The organism is Vibrio sp. 1978, assembly GCF_033344345.1.
In genome coordinates this window covers 13,303-40,225 of the sequence record NZ_JAWPOP010000026.1, presented here as the reverse complement: position 1 = coordinate 40,225, position 26,923 = coordinate 13,303, and the positions used below count along the sequence as shown (strand labels likewise).

Annotated in this window: 26 protein-coding genes; 12 read left to right on the top strand and 14 right to left on the bottom strand. The window is 46.1% G+C overall.

What is annotated here, in order from left to right; all coding sequences use genetic code 11:
* Positions 1–35 precede the first annotated feature (35 nt).
* The 3 genes from R8N49_RS20110 to aspA all read right to left on the bottom strand — a co-directional run bounded on the left by R8N49_RS20110 (position 36) and on the right by aspA (position 4,965).
* A complete protein-coding gene (locus R8N49_RS20110; RefSeq protein WP_053307397.1) occupies positions 36–1,868 on the bottom strand; it encodes a protein-disulfide reductase DsbD in 1,833 nt (610 codons plus the stop codon).
* Between the two features lie 161 nt (positions 1,869–2,029).
* A complete protein-coding gene (locus R8N49_RS20105) occupies positions 2,030–3,337 on the bottom strand; it encodes an anaerobic C4-dicarboxylate transporter (protein ID WP_005382378.1) in 1,308 nt (435 codons plus the stop codon).
* Positions 3,338–3,513: 176 nt separating this feature from the next.
* Positions 3,514–4,965 (bottom strand): aspartate ammonia-lyase, encoded by a 1,452-nt coding sequence (aspA, locus tag R8N49_RS20100; RefSeq protein WP_005382379.1) that lies wholly within the window; start codon positions 4,963–4,965, stop codon positions 3,514–3,516.
* 431 nt (positions 4,966–5,396) lie between these two features.
* Between aspA and R8N49_RS20095 the strand changes: the two genes are divergently transcribed.
* On the top strand, positions 5,397–5,915 hold the full coding sequence (locus R8N49_RS20095) for an FxsA family protein (protein WP_005386383.1): 519 nt from the start codon (positions 5,397–5,399) through the stop codon (positions 5,913–5,915).
* 70 nt (positions 5,916–5,985) lie between these two features.
* Here R8N49_RS20095 and trmL read toward each other — a convergent pair whose 3' ends face one another.
* From trmL to R8N49_RS20075, 4 genes are all read right to left on the bottom strand, one after another.
* Positions 5,986–6,465, bottom strand: coding sequence for a tRNA (uridine(34)/cytosine(34)/5-carboxymethylaminomethyluridine(34)-2'-O)-methyltransferase TrmL (trmL, locus tag R8N49_RS20090; RefSeq protein WP_005382381.1), 480 nt, complete (start codon positions 6,463–6,465; stop codon positions 5,986–5,988).
* A 136-nt stretch (positions 6,466–6,601) separates the two neighbouring features.
* Positions 6,602–7,210 (bottom strand): superoxide dismutase, encoded by a 609-nt coding sequence (locus R8N49_RS20085; RefSeq protein ID WP_005382382.1) that lies wholly within the window; start codon positions 7,208–7,210, stop codon positions 6,602–6,604.
* Positions 7,211–7,384: 174 nt separating this feature from the next.
* Positions 7,385–8,779 (bottom strand): envelope stress sensor histidine kinase CpxA, encoded by a 1,395-nt coding sequence (gene cpxA, locus R8N49_RS20080; RefSeq protein ID WP_005382383.1) that lies wholly within the window; start codon positions 8,777–8,779, stop codon positions 7,385–7,387.
* A complete protein-coding gene (locus R8N49_RS20075; protein ID WP_005382384.1) occupies positions 8,779–9,468 on the bottom strand; it encodes a response regulator in 690 nt (229 codons plus the stop codon). The genes cpxA and R8N49_RS20075 overlap by 1 nt, the downstream gene beginning before the upstream one ends.
* Before the next feature lie 190 nt (positions 9,469–9,658).
* Between R8N49_RS20075 and R8N49_RS20070 the strand changes: the two genes are divergently transcribed.
* From R8N49_RS20070 to pfkA, 3 genes are all read left to right on the top strand, one after another.
* A complete protein-coding gene (locus tag R8N49_RS20070; RefSeq protein ID WP_047104268.1) occupies positions 9,659–10,171 on the top strand; it encodes a CpxP family protein in 513 nt (170 codons plus the stop codon).
* Between the two features lie 111 nt (positions 10,172–10,282).
* Positions 10,283–11,191, top strand: coding sequence for a CDF family cation-efflux transporter FieF (gene fieF, locus R8N49_RS20065; protein WP_031781038.1), 909 nt, complete (start codon positions 10,283–10,285; stop codon positions 11,189–11,191).
* 283 nt (positions 11,192–11,474) lie between these two features.
* Positions 11,475–12,437, top strand: coding sequence for a 6-phosphofructokinase (gene pfkA / locus R8N49_RS20060; RefSeq protein WP_182016935.1), 963 nt, complete (start codon positions 11,475–11,477; stop codon positions 12,435–12,437).
* A 91-nt stretch (positions 12,438–12,528) separates the two neighbouring features.
* On the opposite strand, the gene R8N49_RS20055 is transcribed toward pfkA, so the two are convergent.
* Positions 12,529–13,911, bottom strand: a complete 1,383-nt coding sequence (locus R8N49_RS20055) for an MATE family efflux transporter (protein ID WP_258489325.1) — start codon at positions 13,909–13,911, stop codon at positions 12,529–12,531.
* 240 nt (positions 13,912–14,151) lie between these two features.
* On the opposite strand from R8N49_RS20055, the gene R8N49_RS20050 reads away from it, so the two are divergent.
* The 3 genes from R8N49_RS20050 (at position 14,152) to R8N49_RS20040 (ending at position 17,043) form a co-directional block, all read left to right on the top strand.
* A complete protein-coding gene (locus R8N49_RS20050; RefSeq protein WP_005381516.1) occupies positions 14,152–14,442 on the top strand; it encodes a co-chaperone GroES in 291 nt (96 codons plus the stop codon).
* 77 nt (positions 14,443–14,519) lie between these two features.
* On the top strand, positions 14,520–16,166 hold the full coding sequence (groL, locus tag R8N49_RS20045) for a chaperonin GroEL (RefSeq protein WP_005381509.1): 1,647 nt from the start codon (positions 14,520–14,522) through the stop codon (positions 16,164–16,166).
* Positions 16,167–16,479: 313 nt separating this feature from the next.
* Entirely contained in the window at positions 16,480–17,043 is a 564-nt protein-coding gene (locus tag R8N49_RS20040; RefSeq protein WP_005381507.1) for a VC2662 family protein, read from the top strand.
* Between the two features lie 100 nt (positions 17,044–17,143).
* On the opposite strand, the gene R8N49_RS20035 is transcribed toward R8N49_RS20040, so the two are convergent.
* Positions 17,144–17,641 carry an MgtC/SapB family protein gene (locus tag R8N49_RS20035; protein ID WP_005381504.1) on the bottom strand — a complete coding sequence of 166 codons (498 nt, stop codon included), beginning with the start codon at positions 17,639–17,641 and terminating at the stop codon, positions 17,144–17,146.
* Between the two features lie 95 nt (positions 17,642–17,736).
* Positions 17,737–18,759, bottom strand: coding sequence for an EF-P beta-lysylation protein EpmB (epmB, locus tag R8N49_RS20030; RefSeq protein ID WP_238974973.1), 1,023 nt, complete (start codon positions 18,757–18,759; stop codon positions 17,737–17,739).
* A 32-nt stretch (positions 18,760–18,791) separates the two neighbouring features.
* Between epmB and efp the strand changes: the two genes are divergently transcribed.
* Both efp and R8N49_RS20020 read left to right on the top strand, forming a co-directional pair.
* Positions 18,792–19,358 (top strand): elongation factor P, encoded by a 567-nt coding sequence (efp, locus tag R8N49_RS20025; RefSeq protein ID WP_005381500.1) that lies wholly within the window; start codon positions 18,792–18,794, stop codon positions 19,356–19,358.
* A gap of 267 nt (positions 19,359–19,625) precedes the next feature.
* Positions 19,626–21,029 carry an SPFH domain-containing protein gene (locus R8N49_RS20020; protein ID WP_042523712.1) on the top strand — a complete coding sequence of 468 codons (1,404 nt, stop codon included), beginning with the start codon at positions 19,626–19,628 and terminating at the stop codon, positions 21,027–21,029.
* Between the two features lie 101 nt (positions 21,030–21,130).
* Here R8N49_RS20020 and frdD read toward each other — a convergent pair whose 3' ends face one another.
* Genes frdD through frdA form a run of 4 tightly spaced genes read right to left on the bottom strand, consistent with a single transcriptional unit; the run spans position 21,131 to position 24,463 of the window.
* Entirely contained in the window at positions 21,131–21,508 is a 378-nt protein-coding gene (gene frdD, locus R8N49_RS20015) for a fumarate reductase subunit FrdD (protein ID WP_005381493.1), read from the bottom strand.
* An 11-nt stretch (positions 21,509–21,519) separates the two neighbouring features.
* The gene (gene frdC / locus R8N49_RS20010; protein ID WP_005381491.1) at positions 21,520–21,903 is read right to left on the bottom strand and encodes a fumarate reductase subunit FrdC; all 384 of its coding nucleotides are present in this window, start codon (positions 21,901–21,903) and stop codon (positions 21,520–21,522) included.
* 2 nt (positions 21,904–21,905) lie between these two features.
* Positions 21,906–22,664: a succinate dehydrogenase/fumarate reductase iron-sulfur subunit gene (locus tag R8N49_RS20005; RefSeq protein ID WP_005381489.1), complete on the bottom strand. Its 759-nt coding sequence runs from the start codon at positions 22,662–22,664 to the stop codon at positions 21,906–21,908.
* Positions 22,664–24,463, bottom strand: a complete 1,800-nt coding sequence (gene frdA, locus R8N49_RS20000) for a fumarate reductase (quinol) flavoprotein subunit (protein WP_104975660.1) — start codon at positions 24,461–24,463, stop codon at positions 22,664–22,666. The genes R8N49_RS20005 and frdA overlap by 1 nt, the downstream gene beginning before the upstream one ends.
* A gap of 435 nt (positions 24,464–24,898) precedes the next feature.
* On the opposite strand from frdA, the gene epmA reads away from it, so the two are divergent.
* The 3 genes from epmA to R8N49_RS19985 are packed head-to-tail and all read left to right on the top strand — an operon-like array spanning position 24,899 to position 26,911.
* Positions 24,899–25,870: an elongation factor P--(R)-beta-lysine ligase gene (gene epmA, locus R8N49_RS19995; protein ID WP_104975659.1), complete on the top strand. Its 972-nt coding sequence runs from the start codon at positions 24,899–24,901 to the stop codon at positions 25,868–25,870.
* 9 nt (positions 25,871–25,879) lie between these two features.
* A complete protein-coding gene (locus R8N49_RS19990; RefSeq protein WP_104975658.1) occupies positions 25,880–26,254 on the top strand; it encodes a VanZ family protein in 375 nt (124 codons plus the stop codon).
* Between the two features lie 21 nt (positions 26,255–26,275).
* Positions 26,276–26,911 carry a TetR/AcrR family transcriptional regulator gene (locus R8N49_RS19985; protein ID WP_005381480.1) on the top strand — a complete coding sequence of 212 codons (636 nt, stop codon included), beginning with the start codon at positions 26,276–26,278 and terminating at the stop codon, positions 26,909–26,911.
* Positions 26,912–26,923 lie beyond the last annotated feature (12 nt).

The following is a 26,923-nucleotide window of genomic DNA, read 5'->3' as shown; positions in this document are numbered from 1 at the left end:
CCAGTGGACATCACTGGCGTTTGAATATCTGGTTATCAGAACTGCTTGATATGCTCTAAGAAAGGCTCGGCTTGCATAAAGCCCGTCAAACGAGCGTTTGAAACGTGTTCACCACTGGCATCCCAAAACTCAATTGTTGGTAAACCAAGCACACTCATGTGCTTCAGTAGTTCGATGTCTTGCACTTGGTTTTTGGTCACGTCCGCTTGCAGAAGAACGAAGTCTTGCAGTTTGGCTTCGACGCTTGGGTCATGGAAGGTGTACTTTTCAAACTCTTTACATGCTACACACCAATCGGCGTAGAAATCGAGCATGACGGGTTTACCTGCCGCTTTCGCAAGTGCCAGTTGTTCTTCAAGCTCCGCCACGTTAGCAATGTGAGTAAAGCTAACAGTGGCCTGCTGAGTTTGTGTTGTGCTGTTGCCAAACCAGTAATTTAAGATAGGTTGTGCTGAGGCTAGCAAACCTAAGACGGCGATTATGCCCACGGCACTTTGTTTCCAGCCACCAAACTCTAGACTGTTTTTGATGTGGTATAGCCAACCAAAAGCAGCAATACCCAGTGCTGACCACAGAATCGTTGACCACATTTCTGGCATGATGCGCTCTAGTAAGAAGATAGGCGCGGCAAGCAGAATAAAGCCGAAGAGTGTTTTCACACTGTCCATCCAACCACCTGCTTTTGGTAGCAGTTTGTTGCCGAAGACTGCAACAAGAATAAGCGGAATACCCATGCCCATCGCCAGCGCGTATAACGCGATACCACCCGTCAGCAAATCGCCGCTTTGTGCCACGTAAAGTAGCGCACCAGACAGAGGTGCCGTGGTACATGGTGAGCACACCAGTCCAGAAATCGCCCCCATGGCGAATACGCCTGCACTGCTGCCGCCTTGCTGTTTGTTGCTGAGGTTGTTTAACCACGTTTGAACGTTGCTTGGTAGCTGTAATGAGTACAGACCAAACATAGACAAAGCGAGTGCGATGAACAGTACGCTCAAACCAATCAGCACATAAGGGTGTTGCATTGCCGCTTGGAACTGCATACCTGCAGATGCCACCACAAGGCCGAGTAGGGTGTAAGTCAGCGCCATGCCTTGCACGTAGACGAATGACAAGCCTAGCGCGCGGCGTTGGCTTAGCTTGCCACTGCCAAGCACTATGCTGGTCAGAATTGGGTACATCGGCAGCACACAAGGTGTAAACGCCAAGCCCACACCAAGCGCCAAGAACAGAAGTGGTGTCCACCAGTTATCAGCAAGGTTGGCAGCAAGGCTATCTTGCTGTGTTACTGGCGCTGATGATGTGTCACCAGACGTAGATGATTGCGCCGCTGGTGGCGTTGCTATTGGTGCCTGTTCTGCTTTTGATGCAGTTGTCGCCGTTGTTGAATCTGAGTTCGACGAAGTAAACGCGCTGATAGGAATCACGCGAGTTTCTGGCGGGTAACAGAAGCCTGCTTTCGCACAACCTTGGTATTGCACGACTACGCGAGCACCGTCTTGCCAATCATGCATTGGTACATTAACGAAGAGAGGTTGAGTATAGATATGCACGTCACCAAAGAATTCATCTTTATGCGGTGTGCCGTCTTCCATTTGCAGTTCGCTTAGCGATACTTTCTCACCAGCTACAGACAAGCGCTCTTGATATAGGTAGTACCCGTCACGTACCTGCCAATCGAGCATCAATTTGTCATCTTGCTGGTAGAAGTTAAATGGAAACGCCTGATCAACAGGAACAAAACTGTCGCTGCTGGTACTAAAACTGTTGTTCTGGCTACTGTTAAACTGGTCTTTGCCAAATAAAGCTAAAGACGGAGTGGAAAAGGTAATGAGCCCTAAGAGTAAAACGGAAAGTAATGCGCGCATAAAAGAGTCAATTCATCTTAGATAATTGCCGTTAGTGTAACTCAATCAGACCCGGAGGCGAGTCAATAAGTTTCATGAAAATGAAGATTTATTGAGCATAAATCAAGACAACAGGCAATAAAAAAGGGAGCCGAAGCTCCCCGAGTAAGACTCTGTTTCTACTAGATCAGTAGACCACCGAATGCGAAGCCAAGTGCTACCGCAGAAGCGATGGTTACCACACCAGGTACAAAGAATGGGTGGTTGAATACGTACTTACCGATACGAGTTGAACCCGTGTCGTCCATCTCAACCGCGGCAAGTAGCGTTGGGTAAGTTGGCAGCACGAATAGCGCACTTACTGCTGCGAAAGATGCAACTGCGGTAAGTGGTGCCACACCGATAGCAAGTGCTGCTGGCATTAGCGCAACCGTGGTTGCACCTTGAGAGTAAAGCAGCATTGAAGCGAAGAATAGAACAAGTGCTAGCATCCATGGGTAGTCTGCTAGTAGCGCACCCGCAACTTCTTTGATGCCGTCAACGTGCGCGTTAACGAACGTAGAACCTAGCCATGCCACACCAAGAACACACACACACGCTGTCATACCAGAGCGGAATGTTGCTGCTGCTGGGATTTTGCCAGCATCGATTTTACAGCTCATTACGATAGCTGCCGCAGCTGCGAGCATTACCGTCATGATAGCTTCGTTACGACCTAGAGCAGGGTTCTCGATAAGACCCACAGAGCCAGAAATTGCTGCTGCGTAACATACTACGAATGCGATTGCGCCTAGGAAGATGAATGTCGCTTTCTTCGCTGTTGGTAGGATTTCGCGTTTTGCTTCTGTATTTAGCTTGATTAAGCCTTTTTCTAGACGCTCTTGGTATTCAGCATCGTCTTTTAGCTCACAGCCCATGAAGTTCGCCACGAACGCACCGATCATGCACGCGATGAACGTCGTTGGGATACAGATTGCTAGTAGTGTTAGGTAGTCAACGCCAAATGGATGCAGCATTGCCGCGAACGCTACAACAGCCGCTGAGATTGGTGATGCGGTGATAGCGATTTGCGATGCTACGACCGCGATAGACAGTGGACGAGAAGGGCGCACGCCTTGGCCTTTCGCTACTTCTGCAATCACTGGCAAAGTAGAGAATGCCGTGTGGCCAGTACCCGCCATTAATGTCATTAGGTAAGTTACGATAGGCGCATAAAAGGTGATGCGCTCAGGATGCTTGCGCAAAAAGTTTTCAGCAACTTGCACCATCCAGTCTAAACCACCAGCGACTTGCATTGCTGCGATAGCGGTGATTACAGACATGATGATCAAAATTACGTCAACGGGAATGTAAGCTTGGCTTGTTGGTACGCCCAAGATCAAAGACAACGCAATGACCCCAGCACCACCGGCAAAACCAATGCCGATACCACCGATTCTTGCCCCCAAATAGATGAAGAGCAGAACCACGAAGAGTTCGACCATGACCATATTGATACCTCTTTAGTTTTTTATTTGATTCTGATTTTTTGAACACTCAGGAACAGGAGTAAATGCTCAGAGAATGAGAACCTAGTGGTTTAGCGGCAATAAAAGCATATAAAAAATGTGGTTAACCGTATGAGAGCCTAAAAAAGGGGCCTGAGTGGCCCCCTTCGGATTCGTTATTACTCGTAACGTTTTGCTTTGTAAGTAGGATGCATGAAGTTTTCTACTGACAAGATTTCATCAAGCTCCTCTGCTGTAAGCAGACCGCGCTCTAGCACGACTTCACGAACACTCTTACCAGTTTCTGCACAAATCTTACCTACGATGTCACCTTCGTGGTGGCCGATGTATGGGTTTAGGTAAGTGACGATACCGATAGAGTTGTAAACGTAGTTTTCGCAAACTTCTTTGTTCACAGTGATGCCGTCGATACATTTATCACGTAGGTTCACACACGCGTTGTGTAGTAGAGAGATAGACTCAAACACACTTTGTGCGATCACAGGTTCCATAACGTTTAGCTGTAGCTGACCGCCTTCTGCTGCGAAAGAAACCGTGTTGTCGTTACCGAGAACTTTGAAGCAAACTTGGTTTACTACTTCTGGGATAACTGGGTTTACTTTAGCTGGCATGATTGAAGAGCCTGCTTGCATTTCAGGTAGGTTCAATTCATTTAGACCCGCACGAGGACCAGAAGAAAGTAGACGAAGGTCGTTACAGATCTTCGATAGTTTCACTGCTAGGCGTTTTAGCGCGCCGTGAGTCATTACGTATGCACCACAGTCAGACGTTGCTTCGATAAGGTCTTCTGCTGCAACAACGTCAAGGCCTGTTACTTCCGCTAGGTGTTTTACTGCAAGCGCTTGGTAGCCAGTTGGTGTATTTAGACCAGTACCGATTGCGGTTGCGCCTAGGTTGATTTCTAGGAGGAGTTTAGATGTGTAATCTAGAGCACGAATCTCTTCGTTTAGTGTTACCGCCCACGCATGGAACTCTTGACCTACTGTCATTGGTACTGCGTCTTGAAGCTGAGTACGGCCCATTTTCAGTACATCTTTAAACTCAACGGCTTTAAGTTCGAATGCGCCTTTTAGGTACTCAATTGCTTCCATTAGCTTGTGTACGCTGTTGTATACTGCAATACGGAAACCTGTTGGGTACGCACAGTTGGTTGATTGGCTCTTGTTTACATGGTCATTTGGGTTAACAAATTCGTATTGGCCTTTCTCTTTACCCATCAACTCAAGCGCGACGTTTGCGATCACTTCGTTCGTGTTCATGTTAACTGAAGTGCCTGCACCGCCTTGGAATACGTCTGATGGGAACTGATCCATACACTTGCCAGTTTCTAGGATCAAATCACACGCTTCGATGATGTAGTTTGCAACGTCTTTTGGAATAGCGCCAAGTTCTTTGTTTGCTAACGCTGCTGCTTTTTTGGTCATTACCATGCCGCGTACAAATTCTGGTACGTCAGAGATGGTCATATTAGAGATGTTGAAGTTCTCGATCGCACGTAGCGTATGAATACCGTAGTACGCATCTGCAGGGACATGACGTTGACCTAATAGATCTTCTTCAATACGAGTGGCTGGGTTTGCTGTTTTTGGAGCATCAGATAGGGTAGCCATAGCAGGATCCTTAGATGATAATTCTGATAATAAAGTTATTTATTAGCCATTTCTGCAATCTAGAATCCATTCATCAGAATTTTTGGCTGGAAAATCCGTCCTGACTTATGTGGCACATGATACTGCACCTAGCGCATAAAAATAGTAACTAGATCACCTTTTTCATTTTTCATGAGTCAATAATTTGCAAAGTATGAACGGGTTATTAATAACCCTTTATAGGTACTCGATTTTCCTCGACAAACATGAGTTTTTAGAGTTCGAAATTAGCACTTTAAAAGCACGAAAAAATCGGTATGCAATTGAATGAAACGTGCTCCTGCTACTTTGCCTAAAAGAGAAGGAGACCAGTATGAACACGCTTTTTTACAACGATTCGTTTGAGCTTAGTCTGCTTTTACCATTACACTGAATTAAACAAAGGAGGGCGTGTGTTTCCTATCTTATTATTAGCGTTTATTTTTGTTCCGATCATTGAAATCGGCTTATTTATTCAGGTGGGCGGCTTTTTAGGTTTATGGCCGACCATTGCACTAGTCTTAATCACTGCATTTGTTGGTGCGTCGTTGGTTCGTAGCCAAGGTATACAAACACTGATGTCAGTACAGGGGCGTCTTGAACAAGGTGAAATTCCAGCCCAGCAAATTTTTGAAGGCGTAATGCTAGCGGTGGCTGGCGTGCTACTGTTAACCCCGGGCTTTATGACCGATGCCCTTGGTATGTTGGTGTTGCTTCCTGCGCCACGCGCCGCGATAGCTAAATACTTGATGAGCAAAATGGTGGTGAAAACCATGCATGGTGGTGGCTTCCAAGGTGGTTTCTCTAACCAGGGGCCATTTGAGCAAGACCCGTTCCGTCGTGACCCATTTGATTCCCAGTCAGATAATGGCAAGACCTTCGAAGGGGAATACGAGCGTAAAGACGATGATGATCGCAACAAGCTCAACTGATTGAGTTAGACAGTAAAGAAAACAAAAGGGCGCACCAAGCGCCCTTTTCTGTATTTGGAATTCGTGCTGCTTACAATGCGCCTTCAAAGCCCATTTGACGCCATGCTTCAAAAGCAATGATCGCAACGGCATTCGAAAGGTTTAGGCTGCGCGCATCTGGCATCATTGGAATGCGAATACGCTGCTCCATTGGCAAGCTATCGATGATTTCAGCAGGCAAGCCACGAGTTTCTGGACCAAACATCAAAACATCACCCGCTTGGTATTGTGCATCAACGTGGTGACCTGTGGTTTTGGTGGTGCAGGCAAACAATCGATAGTTACCTTGCTTCTCTTTCTCTAAATACTCTAAGAACGCTTGATAGTTTTTATGGCGTGTTACGCGAGCTAAATCATGGTAATCCAAACCAGCACGGCGGACTTTTTTCTCTTCAAGATCGAAACCCAGAGGTTCAATTAAGTGAAGGTTTGCACCGCAGTTGGCGCATAGTCGAATGATGTTGCCGGTGTTCGGCGCGATTTCTGGTTCGTATAAAGCGATATCAAACATGGTATTGAAATAGAGTTGGTCAAAGAGAGGGGCAGTATATACCCAAGTCACCGAGATATGCGAGATTCAGCAAGATTGACCTGGGTATGAAAGCAGGCATTAGCGCGGATGTTAATACCGTAAGTAGTGATGCTCTTTATAAGAGAGCGTGAGCATAGTTTTCTTCAACTGCTCGCCAGTTGACGACGTTCCACCACGCATCAATATATTCTGGGCGACGGTTTTGGTAGCTGATGTAATACGCGTGCTCCCACACGTCTAATGCGAGGATTGGTTCACCGCGCACATCCACTACGTCCATCAGAGGGTTGTCTTGATTACTGGTGGACGTAATGTGAATCTCACCATCTTTTACGATCAGCCATGCAAAGCCAGACCCAAAGGTATTGATGGCAGCTTGGGCAAACGCCTCTTTAAATTGCGCAAAGCTACCAAATTTATCGTTAATTGCTTGAGCAAGCGCGCCTTGAGGCTCTCCGCCACCGTTTGGTGACATGCAATTCCAATAAATGATGTGGTTGTAATAGCCGCCCCCATTATTACGTACTGCTGGACTGAGCTTAGAGATATTGTCAAAGATCTCGTCTAATGACTGAGTTTCGAGCTCGCTCCCTTCAACGGCATTTACAAACTTATCAAAGTACGTCTTGTGGTGTTTGCTGTAATGCACTTCCATGGTTTTCGCGTCGATGTACGGCTCTAGTGAATCGTACGGGTAAGGCAGAGCGGGAAATGTATGTGACATAGTAAATCCTCCTTAATTGGAAAATTTACTTTAATGCTAACGATAATTATTATCAACTTTGATCTTTGTAAGGGTATTCTAAGAAGCCTCACCAATTTCTAAAGTGAGGGTGGGGCTGTGAATCACTCACTCTAGAAATATGGTGCGAATTATTGTTAGTTCATCAAATTGAGACTAACAATTGATCGGTAAGGTGATACTCATACGCAATCCGCCTAAAGGACTTCGGCTGGCTGCGATCGTGCCACTGTGCTGGCGAATGGCACTTTCGGTAATGGTTAGGCCGAGACCTGTGCCGCCAGAGTGGCGATCGCGTGCCGTGGAAACGCGATAGAACGGGCGAAAAATCGCGGCCAGTTCCTCTTCTGGTACACCTTCTCCATTATCGTCAACCGTGATACGAAGCGTATCGTCATCGGCTTTGATGTCGATTTGTACCTCATCTTTTCCGTAGTAAATGGCGTTACGAACGATATTTTCCACCGCACTCATCAGCAGTTTAGGGTTACCGGAAATATTGCGCTTAGGTAATTCTGAATAGTGTAGCTGTTTGCCCATTTGCTCTGCTTCAAACTGCGCATCTTTAATGATTTCTTCCCATAAACTTTCTAGTGGCTGTGTTTCGCGAGTCATATGACTGTTCGCCTGCATGCGAGAAAGCTCTAATAGTTCGCTGATCATCTGTTCCAAGCGCTGCGCTTCGGTATCGATACGAGTCAGTTCTGGGCTTTCGCCTTGTTTACGCGTCGCTAATGCACTTGCCATGCGCAGACGAGTTAAAGGTGAGCGCAGCTCGTGAGAAATATCGGATAGCAAACGTTGTTGTCCTGAAATCATTTGATTAACCGCTTCGACCATCTGGTTGAAGCTGCTACCTGCTTGACGAAACTCCGCTGTGCCTTTTTCTAAATTTGGGTCTGTGACAAATTCACCTTTCGCTACACGTTGAGCAGCGGCTTCAAGACGACGTGCAGGCTGACTCAATGCCCAAGCAAGCCATAACAGCAATGGTGTACTAACCAGCATGACCGCAAGCAAGAGCTGGAATGGGTGATCAAACAGACGCAGGAGTAGAGGTGGTGGCTCATTCCACTTGAAGCCCACGTACATCAAGATATCGGAACCTGCCAAAGTGATAGGAATTGGGCCCGCAATCATGTATCGACCATACAGCTTCTGCTTTGGATTATTGTAATCTTCGATACTGGTGACAAAGTTTTGCATTGCACGCAATTGAAAATTGCTGCGTTTTTCTGTCGTAAGAACATTACCGCTGTAGTCAGAAAAAAACACTCGTGGGCGAGGGTCGTGCTTGCCGTGGCGGTTGCCCTCGATACGAAAAAGTATGCGGCCTAAATCTGTTTGCTGGCTGTATTTTTGTTGGATTGAGTCACGCGTTTCTACCATACGTTTGTAGTGTTCTTCTGGAATATCGCGAGCTTTGCGTGGGTCCAAATGTGGCAGTGATAGCACGGCTATCAATACTAATAACATGGTGAACCAAAAAATGGCAAAGATGCGTCCATACAGGCTATTGATGTTTGGCAGTTTGATGCGTGATAGGCGCATTAATCCTCCTCAAGCAGCATGTAGCCACGACCACGCAGGGTTTTGATTCGCGGCTTGCCATTGCTTTGATCTGGTAATTTTTTACGTAAGTTCGAGACATGCATATCGATAGCGCGATCAAAAGCAGCGAGTCGTTTACCAAGCACATCTAAGCTCAGTGTCTCTTTGGTCAGCACTTGTCCTGGGTTTTGTACGAAGTGGGTGAGTAGCGCAAACTCGGTTGCCGTGAGATCGAGTAGCTGTTGCTCACAATACGCTTCTTGCTTACCGGGATAGAGGCGGATTTCTTGATACTCAATGCAATCGCTGTTTTTGGTATTTTTTTGTGTGCTGCTAGTGCGGCGTAAAATCGCGCGGATACGCGCTAACAGCTCTCGGTCACTAAAAGGTTTTGGTAAATAATCATCCGCGCCCAGTTCCAAGCCGATCACGCGATCAATTTCTTCTCCTTTAGCGGTCAGCATCAAGACGGGAGTTTCCCAATTTTCACGTAAGCGTTTCAGCGTTTCCATGCCATTGAGTTTTGGCATCATGACATCCAACAAAATCAAATCAATCTTATCATTGATCGCGGCTAAGCCGGCTTCACCGTCATTTGCTTCGCTGACGTCAAAGCCTTCGAAACTGAGTACTTCTTTTAATAAGCTGGTTAGCTCGATATCGTCATCGATTAAAAGAATGTTTGCCATGGGGGCACCTATAGTAAGTTACCGATAGCCTAATATTACATTGGAATGATGCGCAACGAAGAGGAGAAAAATCACTCTTTACGATTCTTTACGCTCCCTATACGTCGCTTTACCTAGCGGGTCGTATTCTATACTCAAGCGCTGTGAGAACAGCTCAGAAGAACCACTCACCTGTGTAAGGAATCGTATTATGAAGTCTGCAAAAAAACTTGTGTTAGCTGCTGTTGTTCTACCTCTTACTCTTGGCGCCGCAAGCGCATTCGCTTACGGTGGTAAAAACCATCATAAAGGTCCTCGTGACGAATGCGGCATGGGTATGGACCGAGGTGTCATGCGTCAACTAGACCTGACTGATGCACAAAAAGATCAGCTAAAAGAAATGCGTGAAGCAAACAAAGCAGAAATGAAAGCAAAATTCGCTGATGGCAAAGAAGCACGTATGGCTGAGCGTCAAGCGCATCACGCAAAAGTGCAATCGCTTTTGCTGGCGGATAATTTTGATGAAGCTCAAGCTACCGAGTTAGCAAAAGAGATGGTTGAGCGCCAAACGGAACGTCGCGTGCAAATGCTAGAAAGAAAGCACCAAATGCTTAGCGTATTAACACCTGAGCAGAAAGCGAAATTTGTTGAGCTACAAAATGAACGTATGCAAGAGTGTGGCGACAGAATGCACAAGCGCATGGAAAAGTCGCGCAATAATTAAGTCATGAATTGATGTTATATAAAGAGGCAGCCATTGGTTGCCTCTTTTTGATCTGGTTATTTCATGGTCATTCAATATACTCAACGTATGGTTTTAGTTAACTCTTTGATTATGAAACAGCAATACGCACGTTTAGTTACGACCGCCGCTTGGACTGCAACCATTGTGGCGACGCTTCTTCTGATAGTAAAAGTCATCACGTGGTGGGTAACCGGCTCAGTGAGCTTATTGGCGTCATTGATTGACTCCATGTTAGATATCGCGGCTTCGGTTGTGAATCTTGTGGTGGTTCGTTACGCCTTACAACCGGCAGACCGCGAACATACGTTTGGACATGGTAAAGCTGAGTCCTTAGCGGCCCTAGCCCAAGCAATGTTTATTTCGGGCTCGGCAGTATTTTTGATTCTTAACGGGATTGACCGATTTTTCCGCCCACATGCTTTACACGCACCGGAGTTAGGTGTGTATGTATCGCTGTTTGCGATTGTGGTCACACTTGGCTTGGTGATGTTCCAAAAACATGTGGTTCGCGTGACGGGGAGCCAAGCAATAGCGGCGGATTCTCTGCATTATCAGACTGACTTGTATATGAATGCTGCGATCATGGTGGCTCTGGGGCTCAGTTATTTTGGAGTGACTCAAGCGGATGCTGTGTTTGCGATTGGTATTGGTGTCTTCATTCTTTATAGCGCTTTCAAAATGGTCAGCGAAGCGATTCAAACCTTACTTGATAGAAAGTTGCCCGATGAAGAACTTGAGCAAATTAACCAAGCTTGTTTGAGCGTAAAAGGGGTATTGGGTGTGCATCAGTTACGCACGCGAATGTCCGGACCGACGCGCTTTATACAGTTGCATTTAGAGCTAGACGATAACTTACGATTAATTGAGGCGCATTACATCGCTGATAAAGTGGAAGATAATTTATTGGCTCTTTTTCCTGATGCGGACGTATTGATCCATCAAGATCCATTGTCTGTCGTTTTCGGACCAGAGAAAGAGCAAAAAGCGCAACATTGGTAGGCTTGAAAAATCCATCAGTGCCCGACGACAAACAGGTACTTATTGACTATCTTTCCATCAATACCTATTAAGATTCGTGATCCTGATATGAATCAACAAAGTTTCATAGAGAAACTGTAATACTCTTACATAAGTAGAAAAGTTACATAAAAAAGTGCGTTTTCATTGGTAATCCTGTAGAGGAAATGTAACATAACGCACAGTTCTGGATTATGCAGGTTGCTTGGTAACAAGGGGCCTAAAAGAAAATTAAATAATTGATTGCCAAAGATCGAGGGTGAGCATGATTAAGAAGATCGGTGTTTTAACAAGTGGCGGTGACGCACCTGGTATGAACGCTGCGATACGCGGCGTAGTACGTACAGCACTATCCGAAGGACTGGAAGTATTCGGTGTGTACGACGGCTACCTAGGCCTATACGAAGGCCGCATCGAGAAGCTAGATCGTTCTAGCGTTTCAGATGTGATCAACAAAGGTGGTACGTTCCTAGGTTCTGCACGTTTCCCTGAATTTAAACAAGTGGAAGTTCGTGAAAAAGCGATTGAGAACCTGAAAAAACATGGTATCGATGCACTAGTGGTAATCGGTGGTGATGGTTCGTACATGGGTGCGAAGAAACTGACTGAAATGGGTTACCCATGTATCGGTCTTCCGGGCACAATCGACAACGATATCGCAGGTACGGATTACACTGTGGGCTACCTAAGTGCACTAAACACCGTTATCGATGCAATCGACCGTTTACGTGATACTTCTTCATCTCACCAACGCATTTCAATTGTAGAAATCATGGGCCGTCACTGTGGTGATTTGACTCTGATGTCTGCAATTGCGGGCGGTTGTGAATACATCATCACTCCGGAAACTGGTCTAGACAAAGACAAGCTGATCAGCAACATCCAAGACGGCATCGCTAAAGGTAAGAAACACGCGATCATCGCGCTTACTGAGCTAATGATGGATGCTAATGAACTAGCACGTGACATCGAAGCCGCGACAGGTCGTGAAACTCGTGCAACAGTACTTGGTCACATCCAACGTGGTGGTCGTCCAACTGCATTTGACCGCGTACTAGCATCTCGTATGGGTAACTACGCTGTTCACCTATTGATCGAAGGTCATGGTGGTCGTTGTGTAGGTATCGTGAAAGAGCAACTTGTTCACCACGATATCATCGACGCAATCGAAAACATGAAGCGTCCAATACGCAACGATCTATACAAAGTTGCTGAAGAGTTGTTCTAAGCAAGCTTGAAATAGATAAACAAAACCGCGGCTTTCCGCGGTTTTTTTGTATTTGAGAATCAACAAAAAAGAAACTAGCGATAGACGAGTGCTAAGACACGCTGTTCTGCTCTATGAGCGTTAACTTGCGCTCGCGCAGCGCAAACAAGTAGCCCAGTAGCCCACCCAACGTATTTCCAACCGCGATACCGATAAACAAGCCTTCAATGCTGTAGATTTGGCTCCCGATCCACGCCGATGGCAAGGTAAAAATGAACAGCCGCATAAAGCTCCACTGGAATGCACGCAATGGCTTGTGCATCGCATTCAAACCACTGACTAACATCATTACGATGCCTTGGAAGCCATAACTAAATGGCACCACCAGTAAATAATGCCAAAGCAGGTTTTTCACCGCATCTTCCTGAGAAAACAGCGCAGCCAGAGGAATGCTCAGTGGCACCATCATCAAGAAGATAAACCCTTGGAATACCACTGCAAAACGCATGCTAATAAATAAACCGGAAAAGGCTCGTTGCGGTTGTTTGGCTCCTAAATTTTGTGCCATAAACGGTGTGAGGGCAGAGGTCAGCGACATCAATACTAAAATCAATATAGACTCAATACGCTGCGCTGCGCCGTAAGCAGCAACCGCCGCTGTACCGTGGTTGGATAACAGCATCATCAGAATGGCACCGGACAACGGATTCATCGCGTTTGATAGCGCTGCAGGGGTACCAATTTTTAGTGTCTGTTGCCAGTCTTGTTTCAGCAAAGCCCATTGGGGTTGAGCAAGCAATTTTTCCCGTTTAATTAGCACATAGAATGAGCCACACAAAGCACCTAACCAGCTAAAGGCACTTGCTATGGCTGCGCCTTGAATGCCAAGTTCCGGAAAAGGGCCATAACCGAAAATCAACAATGGATCGAGCATGCCATTAATCAAACCAGCCAACATCATGACTTTTGCTGGTGTTTTTGTGTCGCCAGTAGCTCGGATAGCACTGTTGCCCGCCATTGGGATCACTAGCAGAGGAATGGTGAGATACCAGACCTGCATATATTGCTCAATAAGAGGGATGAGATCATCAGACGCACCAAGAAAACGAAACAATGGCGCAATGGTGGTAAAGCCAATAGAAGACGCGATAGCCACAAGTAACACGGCTAACAACAAACCGTGGGTGGTGAACCGAGCAGCTTGTGGTGCATGACCTTGCCCAAGCAAGCGACCAATATTGGTCGATAGTCCCATCCCAATCCCCATCGTAATGCAGTTAACCGCAAAGGTGACAGGGAAGGTATAGCTGATAGCTGCTAGCGCTTGAGTGCCAAGCAACGAGATAAAAAACGTGTCCACCAAGTTAAACATCAAAATTGCGATCATGCCCATGGTCATGGGTACGGTCATTTTCCGCAGCGTTTCAGGAATGGGTGCGGTCAACAAACCATGCTTATCGGTCGCTTGGGGTTCCAGCTTGTTATTTTCCTGCATGTGTGACAACTATCTGGTGAGCAAAATGCAAGGATACAAGAAAGCGAGATGCCGAGCGAGTGAGCATTTCTAACGCAAACCGTTGCCTAGTTGTTCGTTATTTTAACTAAGTCACAAAAATTTTGTGCCACCCCCTTGGGATCGCTGCTTCGACCCCTTATATAGGGATCACGTGTCTGGGGCTACAGTCCCTAAGGACAATTATCAAATAAACATGGAAATTTTCAGGAGAGACGACCGATGAACATTCGTCCATTACATGACCGAGTTATCGTTGAACGTAAAGAAGTTGAATCTAAGTCTGCTGGTGGCATCGTTCTGACTGGTTCTGCTGCAGAAAAATCGACTCGCGGTGTTGTTCTAGCTGTGGGTAAAGGCCGCATCCTAGAAAACGGCACCGTACTGCCACTAGACGTTAAAGTCGGTGATACCGTTATCTTCGCTGAAGGTTACGGTACAAAAACTGAAAAAATCGACGGTAAAGAAGTGCTTGTCATGTCTGAAAACGACATCATGGCGATCGTTGAATAATAGCAATCATTGAGTAATTTTTTGCTCAGATTCAATTACGAAATTACACACAAAGAATTTTAGAAAGGAAATCAAAGATGGCTGCTAAAGACGTTAAATTTGGTAATGACGCACGAGTTAAAATGCTGGAAGGTGTAAACGTTCTGGCTGACGCAGTAAAAGTAACACTGGGTCCTAAAGGACGTAATGTCGTTCTAGACAAATCTTTTGGTGCACCGACTATCACGAAAGATGGTGTATCAGTAGCGCGTGAAATCGAGCTGGAAGATAAATTCCAGAACATGGGCGCACAAATGGTTAAAGAAGTTGCGTCTAAAGCAAACGACGCAGCGGGTGACGGTACAACAACAGCAACGGTACTAGCGCAATCTATCGTTAACGAAGGTCTAAAAGCAGTCGCTGCGGGCATGAACCCAATGGATCTTAAGCGTGGTATCGACAAAGCTGTTGCCGCGGCAGTTGAGCAACTAAAAGAGCTTTCTGTTGAATGTAACGACACAAAAGCGATCGCGCAGGTTGGTACTATCTCTGCAAACTCAGACGCAAGCGTAGGTAATATCATTGCAGAAGCAATGGAGCGTGTGGGTCGTGATGGCGTTATCACGGTTGAAGAAGGTCAGGCGCTACAAGACGAGTTAGACGTAGTAGAAGGTATGCAGTTCGACCGCGGTTACCTGTCTCCTTACTTCATCAACAACCAAGAATCAGGCAGTGTTGATCTAGAAAACCCATTCATTCTTCTAGTAGACAAGAAGATCTCAAACATTCGTGAGCTTCTTCCAACGCTAGAAGCTGTCGCGAAAGCATCTCGTCCACTGCTTATCATTGCAGAAGATGTAGAAGGCGAAGCGCTAGCAACATTGGTTGTGAACAACATGCGTGGCATCGTAAAAGTTGCAGCTGTGAAAGCACCTGGCTTCGGTGACCGTCGTAAAGCAATGCTACAAGACATCGCTATCCTAACTGGCGGTACTGTGATTTCTGAAGAGATCGGTCTAGAGCTAGAAAAAGTTGCACTAGAAGATCTAGGTCAAGCGAAGCGTGTTTCTATCACGAAAGAAAACACGACTATCATCGATGGTATCGGTGAAGAAGAGATGATCTCTGGCCGTGTTGCTCAGATTCGTCAACAAATCGAAGACGCAACTTCAGACTACGACAAAGAGAAACTACAAGAGCGCGTTGCTAAACTAGCTGGCGGTGTTGCAGTAATCAAAGTCGGTGCAGCGACCGAAGTTGAAATGAAAGAGAAGAAAGACCGTGTAGAAGATGCGCTAGCCGCAACTCGCGCAGCGGTTGAAGAAGGTGTTGTTGCTGGTGGTGGTGTTGCACTTATCCGTGCGGCATCTAAGATTGCTCACCTAACGGGTGACAACGAAGAACAAAACGTTGGTATCCGCGTTGCACTACGTGCAATGGAAGCGCCAATCCGTCAAATCACGAAGAACGCTGGTGAGGAAGACTCAGTTGTTGCGAACAACGTGAAAGCGGGTGAAGGTAGCTACGGCTACAACGCGGCAACAGGCGAATACGGCGACATGCTAGAAATGGGTATCCTAGATCCAACTAAAGTTACTCGTTCTGCACTACAATTCGCAGCATCGGTTGCAGGTCTGATGATCACAACTGAAGCGATGGTTACTGACCTACCGCAAAAAGACGCGCCAGCGATGCCTGACATGGGCGGCATGGGTGGCATGGGCGGTATGGGCGGCATGATGTAAGCCAGCTTATCTCATCGCTCTAGGGAAACCTTATAGCGGAAAGATAACCGACCAAACCTTTAAAAGTCGAGGCAGATGCCTCGACTTTTTTATGCGTATCACCTGAGAAACATGACGTTCTGGTGTGGCTTATCATGAAATTTTTGAGCGTAAAAAGCGCCATTTCAGAAGCAAAAAATCGAAGAGAAATATTTTTTCTTTTGAGTCAGATGGTTAAATCTGACCTATTGCTAACACTTTTTGAACGGGGACAGAGCAAAATCTGAACATTACACTATGTTGTAAATTGTTGCTTCCCATCATGGAGATGAAAATGAAAAAGCTTATGACGTCATTGGCGGTTGCAGCCGCTATCGCATCACCTGTTGCTTTTGCCGACAGTACACCTGTGATGTTCTCTACTATCGATAACACAAACGCACCCTCTAATTCTTCAGTAGGTGGCGTTCGTTTAGCTGTGTTGCATGGGCAGGTAAATGAGGTTAAAGGTGTCGACTTTTCACTGCTTGGTATGTCAGAAACGGATCGTACGACAGGTGTGAACTTCGGTCTGTTTTTTGGTGCAGCAAAAGTAAATCAAGAAATGAAAGGCGCGTCTTTAGGCTTAGTTAACTGGAACCAAGGTCAGACGACGGGTGTTAACTTGGGTGCTGTTAACATTACGAACAACGTAAAAGGCTTGAACTGGAGCGCGGTGAACTATTCTGAAGGCTACACCATGGCGGATGTGGGCTTAGCGAGTATCTCTAAGAAGTCTAATTTCCAGTTTGGTTTCTTCAACATGACCGATCAAATCGATGGCGTGCAAATTGGTCTTTTGAACTGTGCGGATAACGGTTTCTTCAAGTGTTTCCCACTCATCAACTTTGCTAAGTAATCCCTGAGAAAGTCAGAATCTTTATATACAGAAAGCCCTCGATGTTCGTCGAGGGCTCTTTAATTACTGATGAGATGAAGCGAGTTTCTCGGAGCGTTAACTATTTAATTAATCGTGATGAAGTTTTGCGTTGTTGAATTCTTTGATGAACACCGCGGCGTAATGCTTTGATGTGGTTTTCTGCTTTATCCACACCTAACAACACGGTTAGTGTCAGGAGAGTAATAACCACCGACTGCGTTAAATAACCCAAACCTATCATCAAACCTAAACCTGCTAGCACCCATATTACAGCCGCGGATGTTACGCCATGGATTTTTCCATCAAGTGTCATCATAACGCCAGCGCCTAAGAAGCCGACGCCAGTAATGATCTGACCAAGCACTCGTGCTTGATCAAGAGTATTTGGCGATAACGACACTGCCATCGACATAAACAGGTAGGTGCCTGAAATAATTAATATTGCTGTGCGAATGCCAACCGGTTTACCACGAGTTTGGCGCTCTATACCGATCATGAGCCCATTAATGGCGCAGCATAGTAGGGCAGGCCAACTGAATGGGCCAAGATCGAAAATTTGTTCGAATGCTGTATGCATCTTGACCTCCAAAAGTGCGGAGTATGCATAGACTTACCGTGCAAAGCGAACAAAAATAATCAATCTAGACGACAAATTTAATTGAACGTCAGAGCTTATTCTAAATGCAAATCCAACGGCGTTTTACTTGGCCTGCCACCAATTTCTCGTGTGAGTTTTGGTACCAGATAACCCGATACACGCGTGATGAGTCCGCGCATAATAGCTTTCGCTTCTTCGTCCGAAATAAAGTAGTGCGCTGCGCCTTGCACCTTATCAAGAACGTGGAGGTAATAAGGCAAGATACCCGCGTCAAATAAGGCCTCACTTAACGCCACTTGAGCTTCTACCGAATCATTCACGCCTTTCAGCAGAACGCCTTGGTTTAGAAGCGTAACGCCCGCTCTTTTGAGCTTGAACATCTGTTCAGCAAATTCGTCATTGATTTCGTTGGCATGGTTGATGTGAGTGACGAGGATGATTTGTAACCTTGATGCTTGCAGAAGTTGGCATAGTTCATCAGTGACTCGAGCTGGAATCACCACAGGTAAACGGCTATGAATACGCAGACGTTTGACGTGAGGAATGTGAGCAATGTGCTCTAAAAGCCAATGAATCTCATCGTCTTTTGCCATTAATGGGTCACCACCTGAGAAGATGACTTCGTTCAACTCTGGTTGTTGTGCCATGTACTCTAAGCACTTGGTCCAGGCTTGTTTCCCGCTTTTGTTCTCTTGATAAGGGAAGTGACGACGAAAACAGTAACGGCAATTTACCGCGCAGCCACCTTTGACAATCATCAGGGCGCGGTTGCGATACTTGTGTAGCAGGCCAGGGACTTCATTGTCCTGCTCTTCCAATGGATCATTGGAGTAACCCGGATGCACCTCAAATTCGTCGCTCAGTGGTAAAACCTGACGTAAAAGAGGGTCTTTAGGGTTGCCTTTCTCCATCCTATCGACAAAACTTTGCGGTACACGCTGTGCAAACAGCTTGCGCGCGGCAAACCCGTCTTGCCACGGTGAAGGATCAATTTCCAGTATTTCGAGCAATTTTGCAGGATCAGAGATCCCATTCGCCAACTGTTTGAGCCAGTTTTGCTCAACAGATTCGACTTTTCGGGTTATTATGTGCGGCATTGAATTTAGCTCTAAGAATGTAAGAGGAAAAAATGGCTACAGTTAGCACCAATGAATTTAAAGGCGGTCTTAAGTTAATGCTTGATAACGAGCCTTGTGTAATTCTGGAAAACGAATACGTTAAACCAGGTAAAGGCCAAGCGTTCAACCGTGTTAAAATTCGTAAACTTCTTTCTGGTAAAGTGCTAGAGAAAACATTCAAGTCTGGTGACACTTGTGAAGTGGCAGACGTAATGGATATCGACCTAGATTATCTATATTCAGACGGCGAATTCTACCACTTTATGAACAGTGAAACGTTTGAACAGATCGCAGCGGATGCAAAAGCGGTAGGTGAAAACGCTAAGTGGTTGGTAGAAAACAACACTTGTATGATCACTCTTTGGAACGGTAACCCAATTACTGTTACTCCACCAAACTTCGTTGAGCTAGAAGTTGTAGACACAGATCCAGGCCTGAAAGGTGATACTCAAGGTACTGGCGGTAAACCAGCGACGCTATCAACTGGCGCTGTTGTTCGTGTTCCTCTGTTCATCTCAATTGGTGAAGTGATTCGCGTAGATACTCGTACTGCTGAATACGTAGGTCGTGTGAAGTAAGCACTTTATATGATTGTTAGAAAGGTCGCTTCGGCGGCCTTTTTTATTGCCTGTGATTCTTCTCTTTTAATCCCTCTGCGTAAAACATCGATATCCTCCGCAAATTTTTGATGATTTTGTATTATTCGTAAAAATCTTATTTATTCCATGAATCTGTCGATTATTCCTTAATGTAACATTTTGATACATTAGTACTTGTTGCTGAGTTGCATAGCAATCTGATTTTTATCGATTTAACTCAGTAACAATCCAAAAAAGGAGAACAAAATGGAAAGCAGAGGTTTAGGAAGGGGTTTAAAGGTGGAAGAAAGACGTCAGTTACTACATAAAGGATTAAAAGCAGCCGTATTTGGCGTACCGCTGTTGGCAATAGGCTTAACGATTAATAGCTCGGTGCTGATGACCGATGCGGGTTACAGCTACGTGCATCAGAATAATATTACTGGTGAGTTGGATGTGTTTACTGAACCTGGCATTCATTTTCGTATGCCATTTCTGTCCAAAATCACCAAGTATGACCAAGTGATCACCGTGTCATTCGGTAACAGCAAGGGCGAAGATTTTTATCAACGTCTTGATGCGATTCAGGTTCGATTTGCCGACACCTATATTGGTCAGATCCCCGTAACATTCCGCTTTAAGCTCAGTAATGACCCTGAAGCGGTGAAGAAGATGCATAAAGAGTTCCGCAACAACAGTAACTTGATCGATGCGCTGCTTGTAAAGAACGCACGTAACGTAACGGTGATTACCGCAACCCAATACACGGGTGAAGAGTTTTTCCAAGGTGGTTTGAACCAGTTCAAATCGAAACTTGGCGATCAGTTACGAGAGGGGATTTATCTAACAGAGCGACGTCAGGTTGAAGTGGAAGAGTTGGATCTTGCGCCTGTTGGGGTGAATCAAGCTAATCCGAACCAATTACAGCGCACCAATCAACTGGTATGGAAAACTGTGCCAGTCGTAGACAAAACCGGGCAACCAATTCGTCAAGACAATCCGTTACAACAATACGGTATTCAAGTGACGCAGGTGACCATTGGTGACCCGCAGCCAGAAAAGCAATTAGATCAGCTATTGGCAGATAAAAAGCGTTTAGTGGCGGATCGTATTCGCGCGATTCAGGAACAAGAAACGTCGAAAGCACAGGCAGAGACCGAGCAGTTACGCAAAGAGATTCAACGAACACGTGAGGTGCAAGACGCCCAGCGTGGTAAAGAACTCGCAATTATTGCTCAACAAAAAGAAGTGGAAGTGGCGCGTCAGATTGCAGAGCGTGAAATCGTTGAAGTGGAAAAAACCAAACGACTTGCTGAAGTCGAGAAGGAGAAAGAGCTAGCTATCGCAGAGGCTAACTTAGCGATTCAAAAAGCGAACGCACTTTCTGCTGAGTTTGAAGCGAAAGCGATATTAGCGAAAGGTCGCGCAGAATCTGAAGTCCTAAAAGGTAAGTATGCAGCGTTAGGAGCAAACCGTGAAGTTTACTTGGCAGAATTGAATCGAGACGTAGCGAACTCGCTGTACAACAATTTGCAAAACTTCCAAGTTCAGATGCCACAAAATTACATTGGTGGAAGTGACGAAACGGGCTTGAAAACAAACCTAGATGTGATTACTGGCTTTGGTGCTCTGGGTCTTATGGACCAGACAAAGAAGGTCGCACAGCAATAAGATCATGGGTGGTCAAAGCTTAAAAAGCAAAAAGATCATGGGTAACCCAAAGCAATAAAAAAGCTGGCATTTAGCCAGCTTTTTCTTTTTTGGTCAGTCTCTTAAATCATGAAGATAAAGATAACTGCTAGTGCAGTGATGAGGCCTGCAAATGCATAGCATGCAATTTTACCAATCACACCAGTGTGGAATTTAAGGTCGTGCATGCCGTGGTGTACACGGTGCATTGCATGCCACATTGGCAATGCTAGCGTGCCAATGATGAATAGCGCACCGATGATGCTGGTTGCGAAGGCAGAGACACGCTCGTAGCTCATCGCTTCTGCGTCAATCACGCCTAGTGGTACCAAGATACCTAGCACAAGAACGGTGATTGGCGTGATCATCGCGAACCAAGTACCACCTGCGCCAAACAGACCCCACCAGATTGGCTCATCAGAACGTTTTGGTGATGTGTTTACACTATAATTCGGTTTCATTGCTCAGCTCCTTACACCACGATGAGAACGATCAGTGAGATGAACGCAACCGCGGCCCACTGAGTCAATACGATGATCTTCTTGTCCACTGGTTTGCCCTTCAAACGAATTGGCATTACTTGTGGCATCATGCTGAAGAAAGTTTGAGCGTGGAATAGGCTACCGAGTAGTGCAACGATGTTGATTGCGACTACGATTGGGTTCGCCATGAACGCTAACCAACCTTGCCATGCTTCAGGACCTTTCACCAAGCAACCTAAACCGAAAGTTAGGAACAGAGTGAATAGGATTAACGGAAGCACCGTCGCTTCACGTAGCATGTAGAAGCGGTAGAAAGGATGGTTCTTCCACCAAGTGCGTTTTACTTCACGAACGTAAGGTTTACGATTGCTCATCCTTATGCCTCCACTTTCTTTGGTGAACCATCAGGTTTCAACATAGCAATCACGAAGTCCATAGAAGACTCCACTTTGCCTTGGTTTACTGCCGCTGCTGGGTCAACGTTCTTCGGACAAACTTCAGAACAGTAACCAACAAACGTACAACCCCAAGCACCGTTTTCACCGTTGATAAGCTTCATGCGCTCATCTTTACCGTTGTCACGGCTGTCTAGGTTGTAGCGGTGGGCTAGCGTTAGTGCAGCAGGACCGATGAACTCTGGGTTAAGACCAAACTGAGGACATGCTGCATAGCACAGACCACAGTTGATACAGCCAGCGAACTGCTTGTATTTCGCCATCTGTTCTGGCGTTTGCAAGTTCGTACCGTCTTCTGGTTTACGATCGTTACCAATGATGTATGGTTTGATTGCTTCTAGGCGCTCGATGAATGGCGTCATATCAACAATCAAGTCTTTCTCGATTGGGAAGTTCGCTAGAGGCTCGATAGTCACACCGTCTGGGTAGTCACGTAGGAAGCTCTTACAAGCAAGTTTCGGTACGTTGTTCACCATGATGCCGCAAGAGCCACAGATCGCCATACGGCAAGACCAACGGTAAGACAGATCTTTGTCTAGGTGGTCTTTGATGTAACCAAGTGCGTCAAGTACAGACATGGTTTCATCGAATGGGACTTCGAATGTTTGCTTGTATGGTTCTGCATCTTTTTCTGGGTCGTAACGCAGGATGTCTACTTTTTGAATGCGATTTGCTGACATTATGCTTGCTCCTCTGCGTTCTTCTCTTCAGCCGCGGCTTTTTCTGCTGCTTCACCGTATAGACGAGCTTTTGGTTGTGACTTAGTGATGGTCACATTGCTGTAATCGATACTTGGTGCTGACTCTGGCTTGTAGAACGCAAGTGAGTGTTTTAGGAAGTTCACGTCATCACGTTCTGTACAACCGTCGTCTAGACGTTGGTGCGCACCGCGAGATTCTTTACGTAGAATCGCAGAGTGAACCATCGCTTCTGCGACTTCTAGGCCGTAACCCACTTCGATTGCGTATAGAAGGTCTGTGTTGAACACTTTACCTTTGTCTTTGATGCTGATGCGTTTGTAGCGTTCTTTCAACTCAGTGATTTTGTCGATAGTCGCTTGCATCAAATCTTCTTGGCGGTAGATACCACAACCCGCTTCCATGGTGTGACCCATTTCCGTGCGGATCTCTGCCCAGTTTTCGTCGCCTTCTTGGTTCATCAGTTTCGCGATGCGTTCTTCAGCTGCTTTTACTTGTGCGTCAATTGCCGCGTCGTTCCAGCCTTTGAATTCTGCCGCGCGTTTCACTGCGTTTTCACCCGCTACGCGGCCAAATACCACGAATTCAGCCAGTGAGTTAGACCCTAGACGGTTCGCACCGTGAAGGCCAACAGATGCACATTCACCTACCGCGAATAGGCCTTTAATGCGAGTTTCACAACCGCCGTCCGTTTCAATACCACCCATGGTGTAGTGAACGGTTGGACGAATTGGAATTGGCTCTTTGGCAGGGTCCACGTTTACATAAGCTTTTGCTAGCTCACAGATGAACGGCAGACGTTCTTGTAGGTACTCTTCACCAAGGTGGCGAAGGTCTAGGTGCACCACGTCACCCAGTGGGTGTTTGATGGTGTTGCCTTTCTGTTGTTCGTGCCAGAAAGCTTGAGAAACTTTGTCACGAGGACCCAGTTCCATGTATTTGTTCTTCGGTTGGCCAACTGGAGTTTCAGGGCCCATACCGTAATCTTGTAGGTAACGGTAGCCATTCTTGTTAACGATGATACCGCCTTCACCACGACAACCTTCCGTCATCAGGATACCTGTACCAGGAAGACCTGTTGGGTGGTATTGAACGAATTCCATATCACGTAGAGGAACGCCGTGACGGTAAGCCATTGCCATACCATCGCCCGTTACGATACCGCCGTTGGTGTTACAGTGGTAAACACGGCCCGCGCCACCTGTTGCTAGAACAACAGATTTTGCTTTGATAGTAACAAGCTCGCCTTCAGACATGTGAATAGCAATCAGACCTTGAACTTCGCCTTCATCAACAAGCAGATCCACCACAAAGTACTCATCAAAACGTTTGATGTTGCTGTACTTCATTGATGTCTGGAATAGCGTATGAAGCATGTGGAAGCCAGTTTTGTCTGCAGCGAACCAAGTACGTTCAACCTTCATTCCACCAAAGCGGCGTACGTTGACTTCACCGTTCTCTTTACGACTCCATGGGCAACCCCATTGCTCCATTTGGATCATTTCGCGAGTCGCGTTCTCTACAAAGTATTCAACAACATCCTGTTCACATAGCCAGTCACCACCGCCAACAGTGTCGTTGAAGTGGTTGTCTAAGCTATCTTCATCCTTGATAACTGCTGCTGAGCCACCCTCTGCAGCGACCGTGTGGGAGCGCATTGGATAAACTTTAGAAATCAGAGCGACTTCTAAGTCTGGGTTTGCTTCAGCCGCTGCAATAGCAGTACGAAGACCAGCGCCGCCTGCGCCGATGACTGCGATATCTGTGGTGATAATTTGCACAGTTATCCTCCAGTGTGTGATTGCGGAAATCCGCTTGTTATTGTCATTACGAGGCGCTCCTTAAAAAGAACTCCCCAAAAGTAGTAGGGTTAGTGTAGATGAGCCACATGGCAGAAAAATTGATGTAATTGGGTTTTTGCTTCGGTAATGCACTTAAGGGCATAGAATTTATAGGTTATGTGACTGCTATCACGGCATCGAGGTTTTGGTCCTCAAGCATTAACATTAGGGATGTTAAACCCGTGTTGCGTGACATTAACCGCATGGATAATAGGATTTTAACTGAGTGTTTTTTGTTCTGCGGCACGAGTAATGCTTGCCTCAAATTGGCGAGCACATTAGTAAAAAGAAGAAGGGATATTCCTCTCTTCTTGAAGAGTAAAAAGCATGTAGAATGAGACTTTCCTCGCTGAATTAAAGTTTGAGAGACTTGTTATGCAAACCAACTGGCAACCTACTGCTTCCATTGACCAACTTCGTCAACGTGCGACGTTAATCGCGTCGATTCGACAATTCTTCGCTGACCGACAGGTGATGGAAGTCGATACGCCAGCCATGAGTCACGCAACCGTGACTGACATTCATTTGCATACTTTCCAAACCGAGTTTGTTGGCCCAGGCTATGCCGATGGCAGTAAGCTGTTTTTTATGACAAGCCCAGAATTCCATATGAAGCGCCTTTTGGCTGCGGGTAGCGGTTGTATTTATCAAATCAACAAAGCATTTCGTAATGAAGAGAATGGTCGCTACCACAATCCTGAGTTTATGATGTTGGAGTGGTATCGCGTTGGCTTTGACCATCATAAATTGATGGATGAAATGGATGACCTGTTGCAGCTGGTATTGAAGTGTGGCGCAGCGCAGCGCATGACGTATCAGCAAGCCTTCATTGATGTGTTGGGTGTGTGTCCACTGGAAGGCTCGATGACTGAGCTGAAAGCGGCGGCAAGCAAGCTGGGTTTGAGTGACATTGCTGAGCCAGAAGAAGATCGCGATACGCTGCTGCAACTACTATTTAGCGTGGGAGTAGAAAACAAAATTGGTCAGGACGTGCCGGCTTTTGTGTACGACTTCCCTGCATCACAGGCGGCGCTTGCGAAAATCAATCCTCAAGATCATCGCGTCGCGGATCGTTTTGAAGTGTACTTTAAGGGGATAGAGCTGGCGAACGGATTTCATGAACTGGATAACCCGAAAGAGCAATTAGCGCGCTTTGAACAAGATAACGCAAAGCGTATCGAAATGGGTTTAAAACCACAGCCGATCGATTATCATCTGATCTCTGCACTGGAAGCAGGGTTGCCAGATTGTGCAGGGGTCGCGTTGGGTATCGATCGTTTGATCATGCTGGCGCTAGGCTGTGACCACATTGATCAAGTGACGGCCTTTCCATTTCCAATTGCATAAGGACGTCCAATGAACCTGACGGCTGCGCGTTTCGTCATCTTTAGCTACGCCATACTGATCGCTTTTTTATCTCTGAGTTCAGGTGAACTGCAAGACTGGGGCAATATCGCGTATCTCGACAAAATGCAGCACGCTATGGCGTACAGCGGCTTTGCGTTTTTAGGTTGTTTTTGCGTGTGGTGTTGGCGTCAACGTTGGGCGGTGGCGATTAGTATTTTGCTATTCAGCGCCGTTATTGAGTGGTTGCAAGGGTATGTAGGGCGACAAACTTCTTGGTTAGACCTTGTCGCCAACTCAACTGGCATCTTAACTGGTCTGTTATGTTACCGGATTTGGAGCCTCTATCGACCTAGGTTGGTGAAGTCGCTATACTCGATTCGTTAATGAAGAGGGAACACGATAACAATGAAAACGCGCGACAAAATCGTCTACGCGGCACTGGAGTTGTTCAACCAACATGGTGAGCGCAACATCACCACCAATCACATTGCCGATCACATCGAAATTAGCCCTGGTAACCTGTATTACCATTTCCGCAATAAGCAAGAAATCGTTCGCGAGATCTTTGCGCTTTATTCAGCAGAACTTTTAGAAAGATTTACCCCTATTCAAGGTTCGCAAGAGAGCCTGACTATGCTGAAGAGCTACCTAGACTCTATTTTTACCTTGATGTGGAAATACCGCTTTTTCTACGCAAACTTACCAGAAATCTTGTCACGAGATGAACAGCTACACGAACAGTACATCGATGTGCAAGAGAAGCTGCAAGCGAACCTCATTGCTATTATGCAAGAGTTCGTAACGATGAAGCTGTTGAATGTCGATCAACAACAGTTGAAGTCATTGGTATGTACGTTGCACTTGATTGCGTGTAGTTGGTTGGCGTATCAATCCGCGATGGCTTCAAAAACCAACATTACCGAGCAAATGGTGAAGCAAGGGATGTTGCAGATGCTTAATGTCGTTAAGCCATTAGCAACTGAGCAGGGCTTAGAGCAGCTACTGTTATTAGAAGATGCGGTTAGCAATCTACACAGTTAAACGTCAAACTGC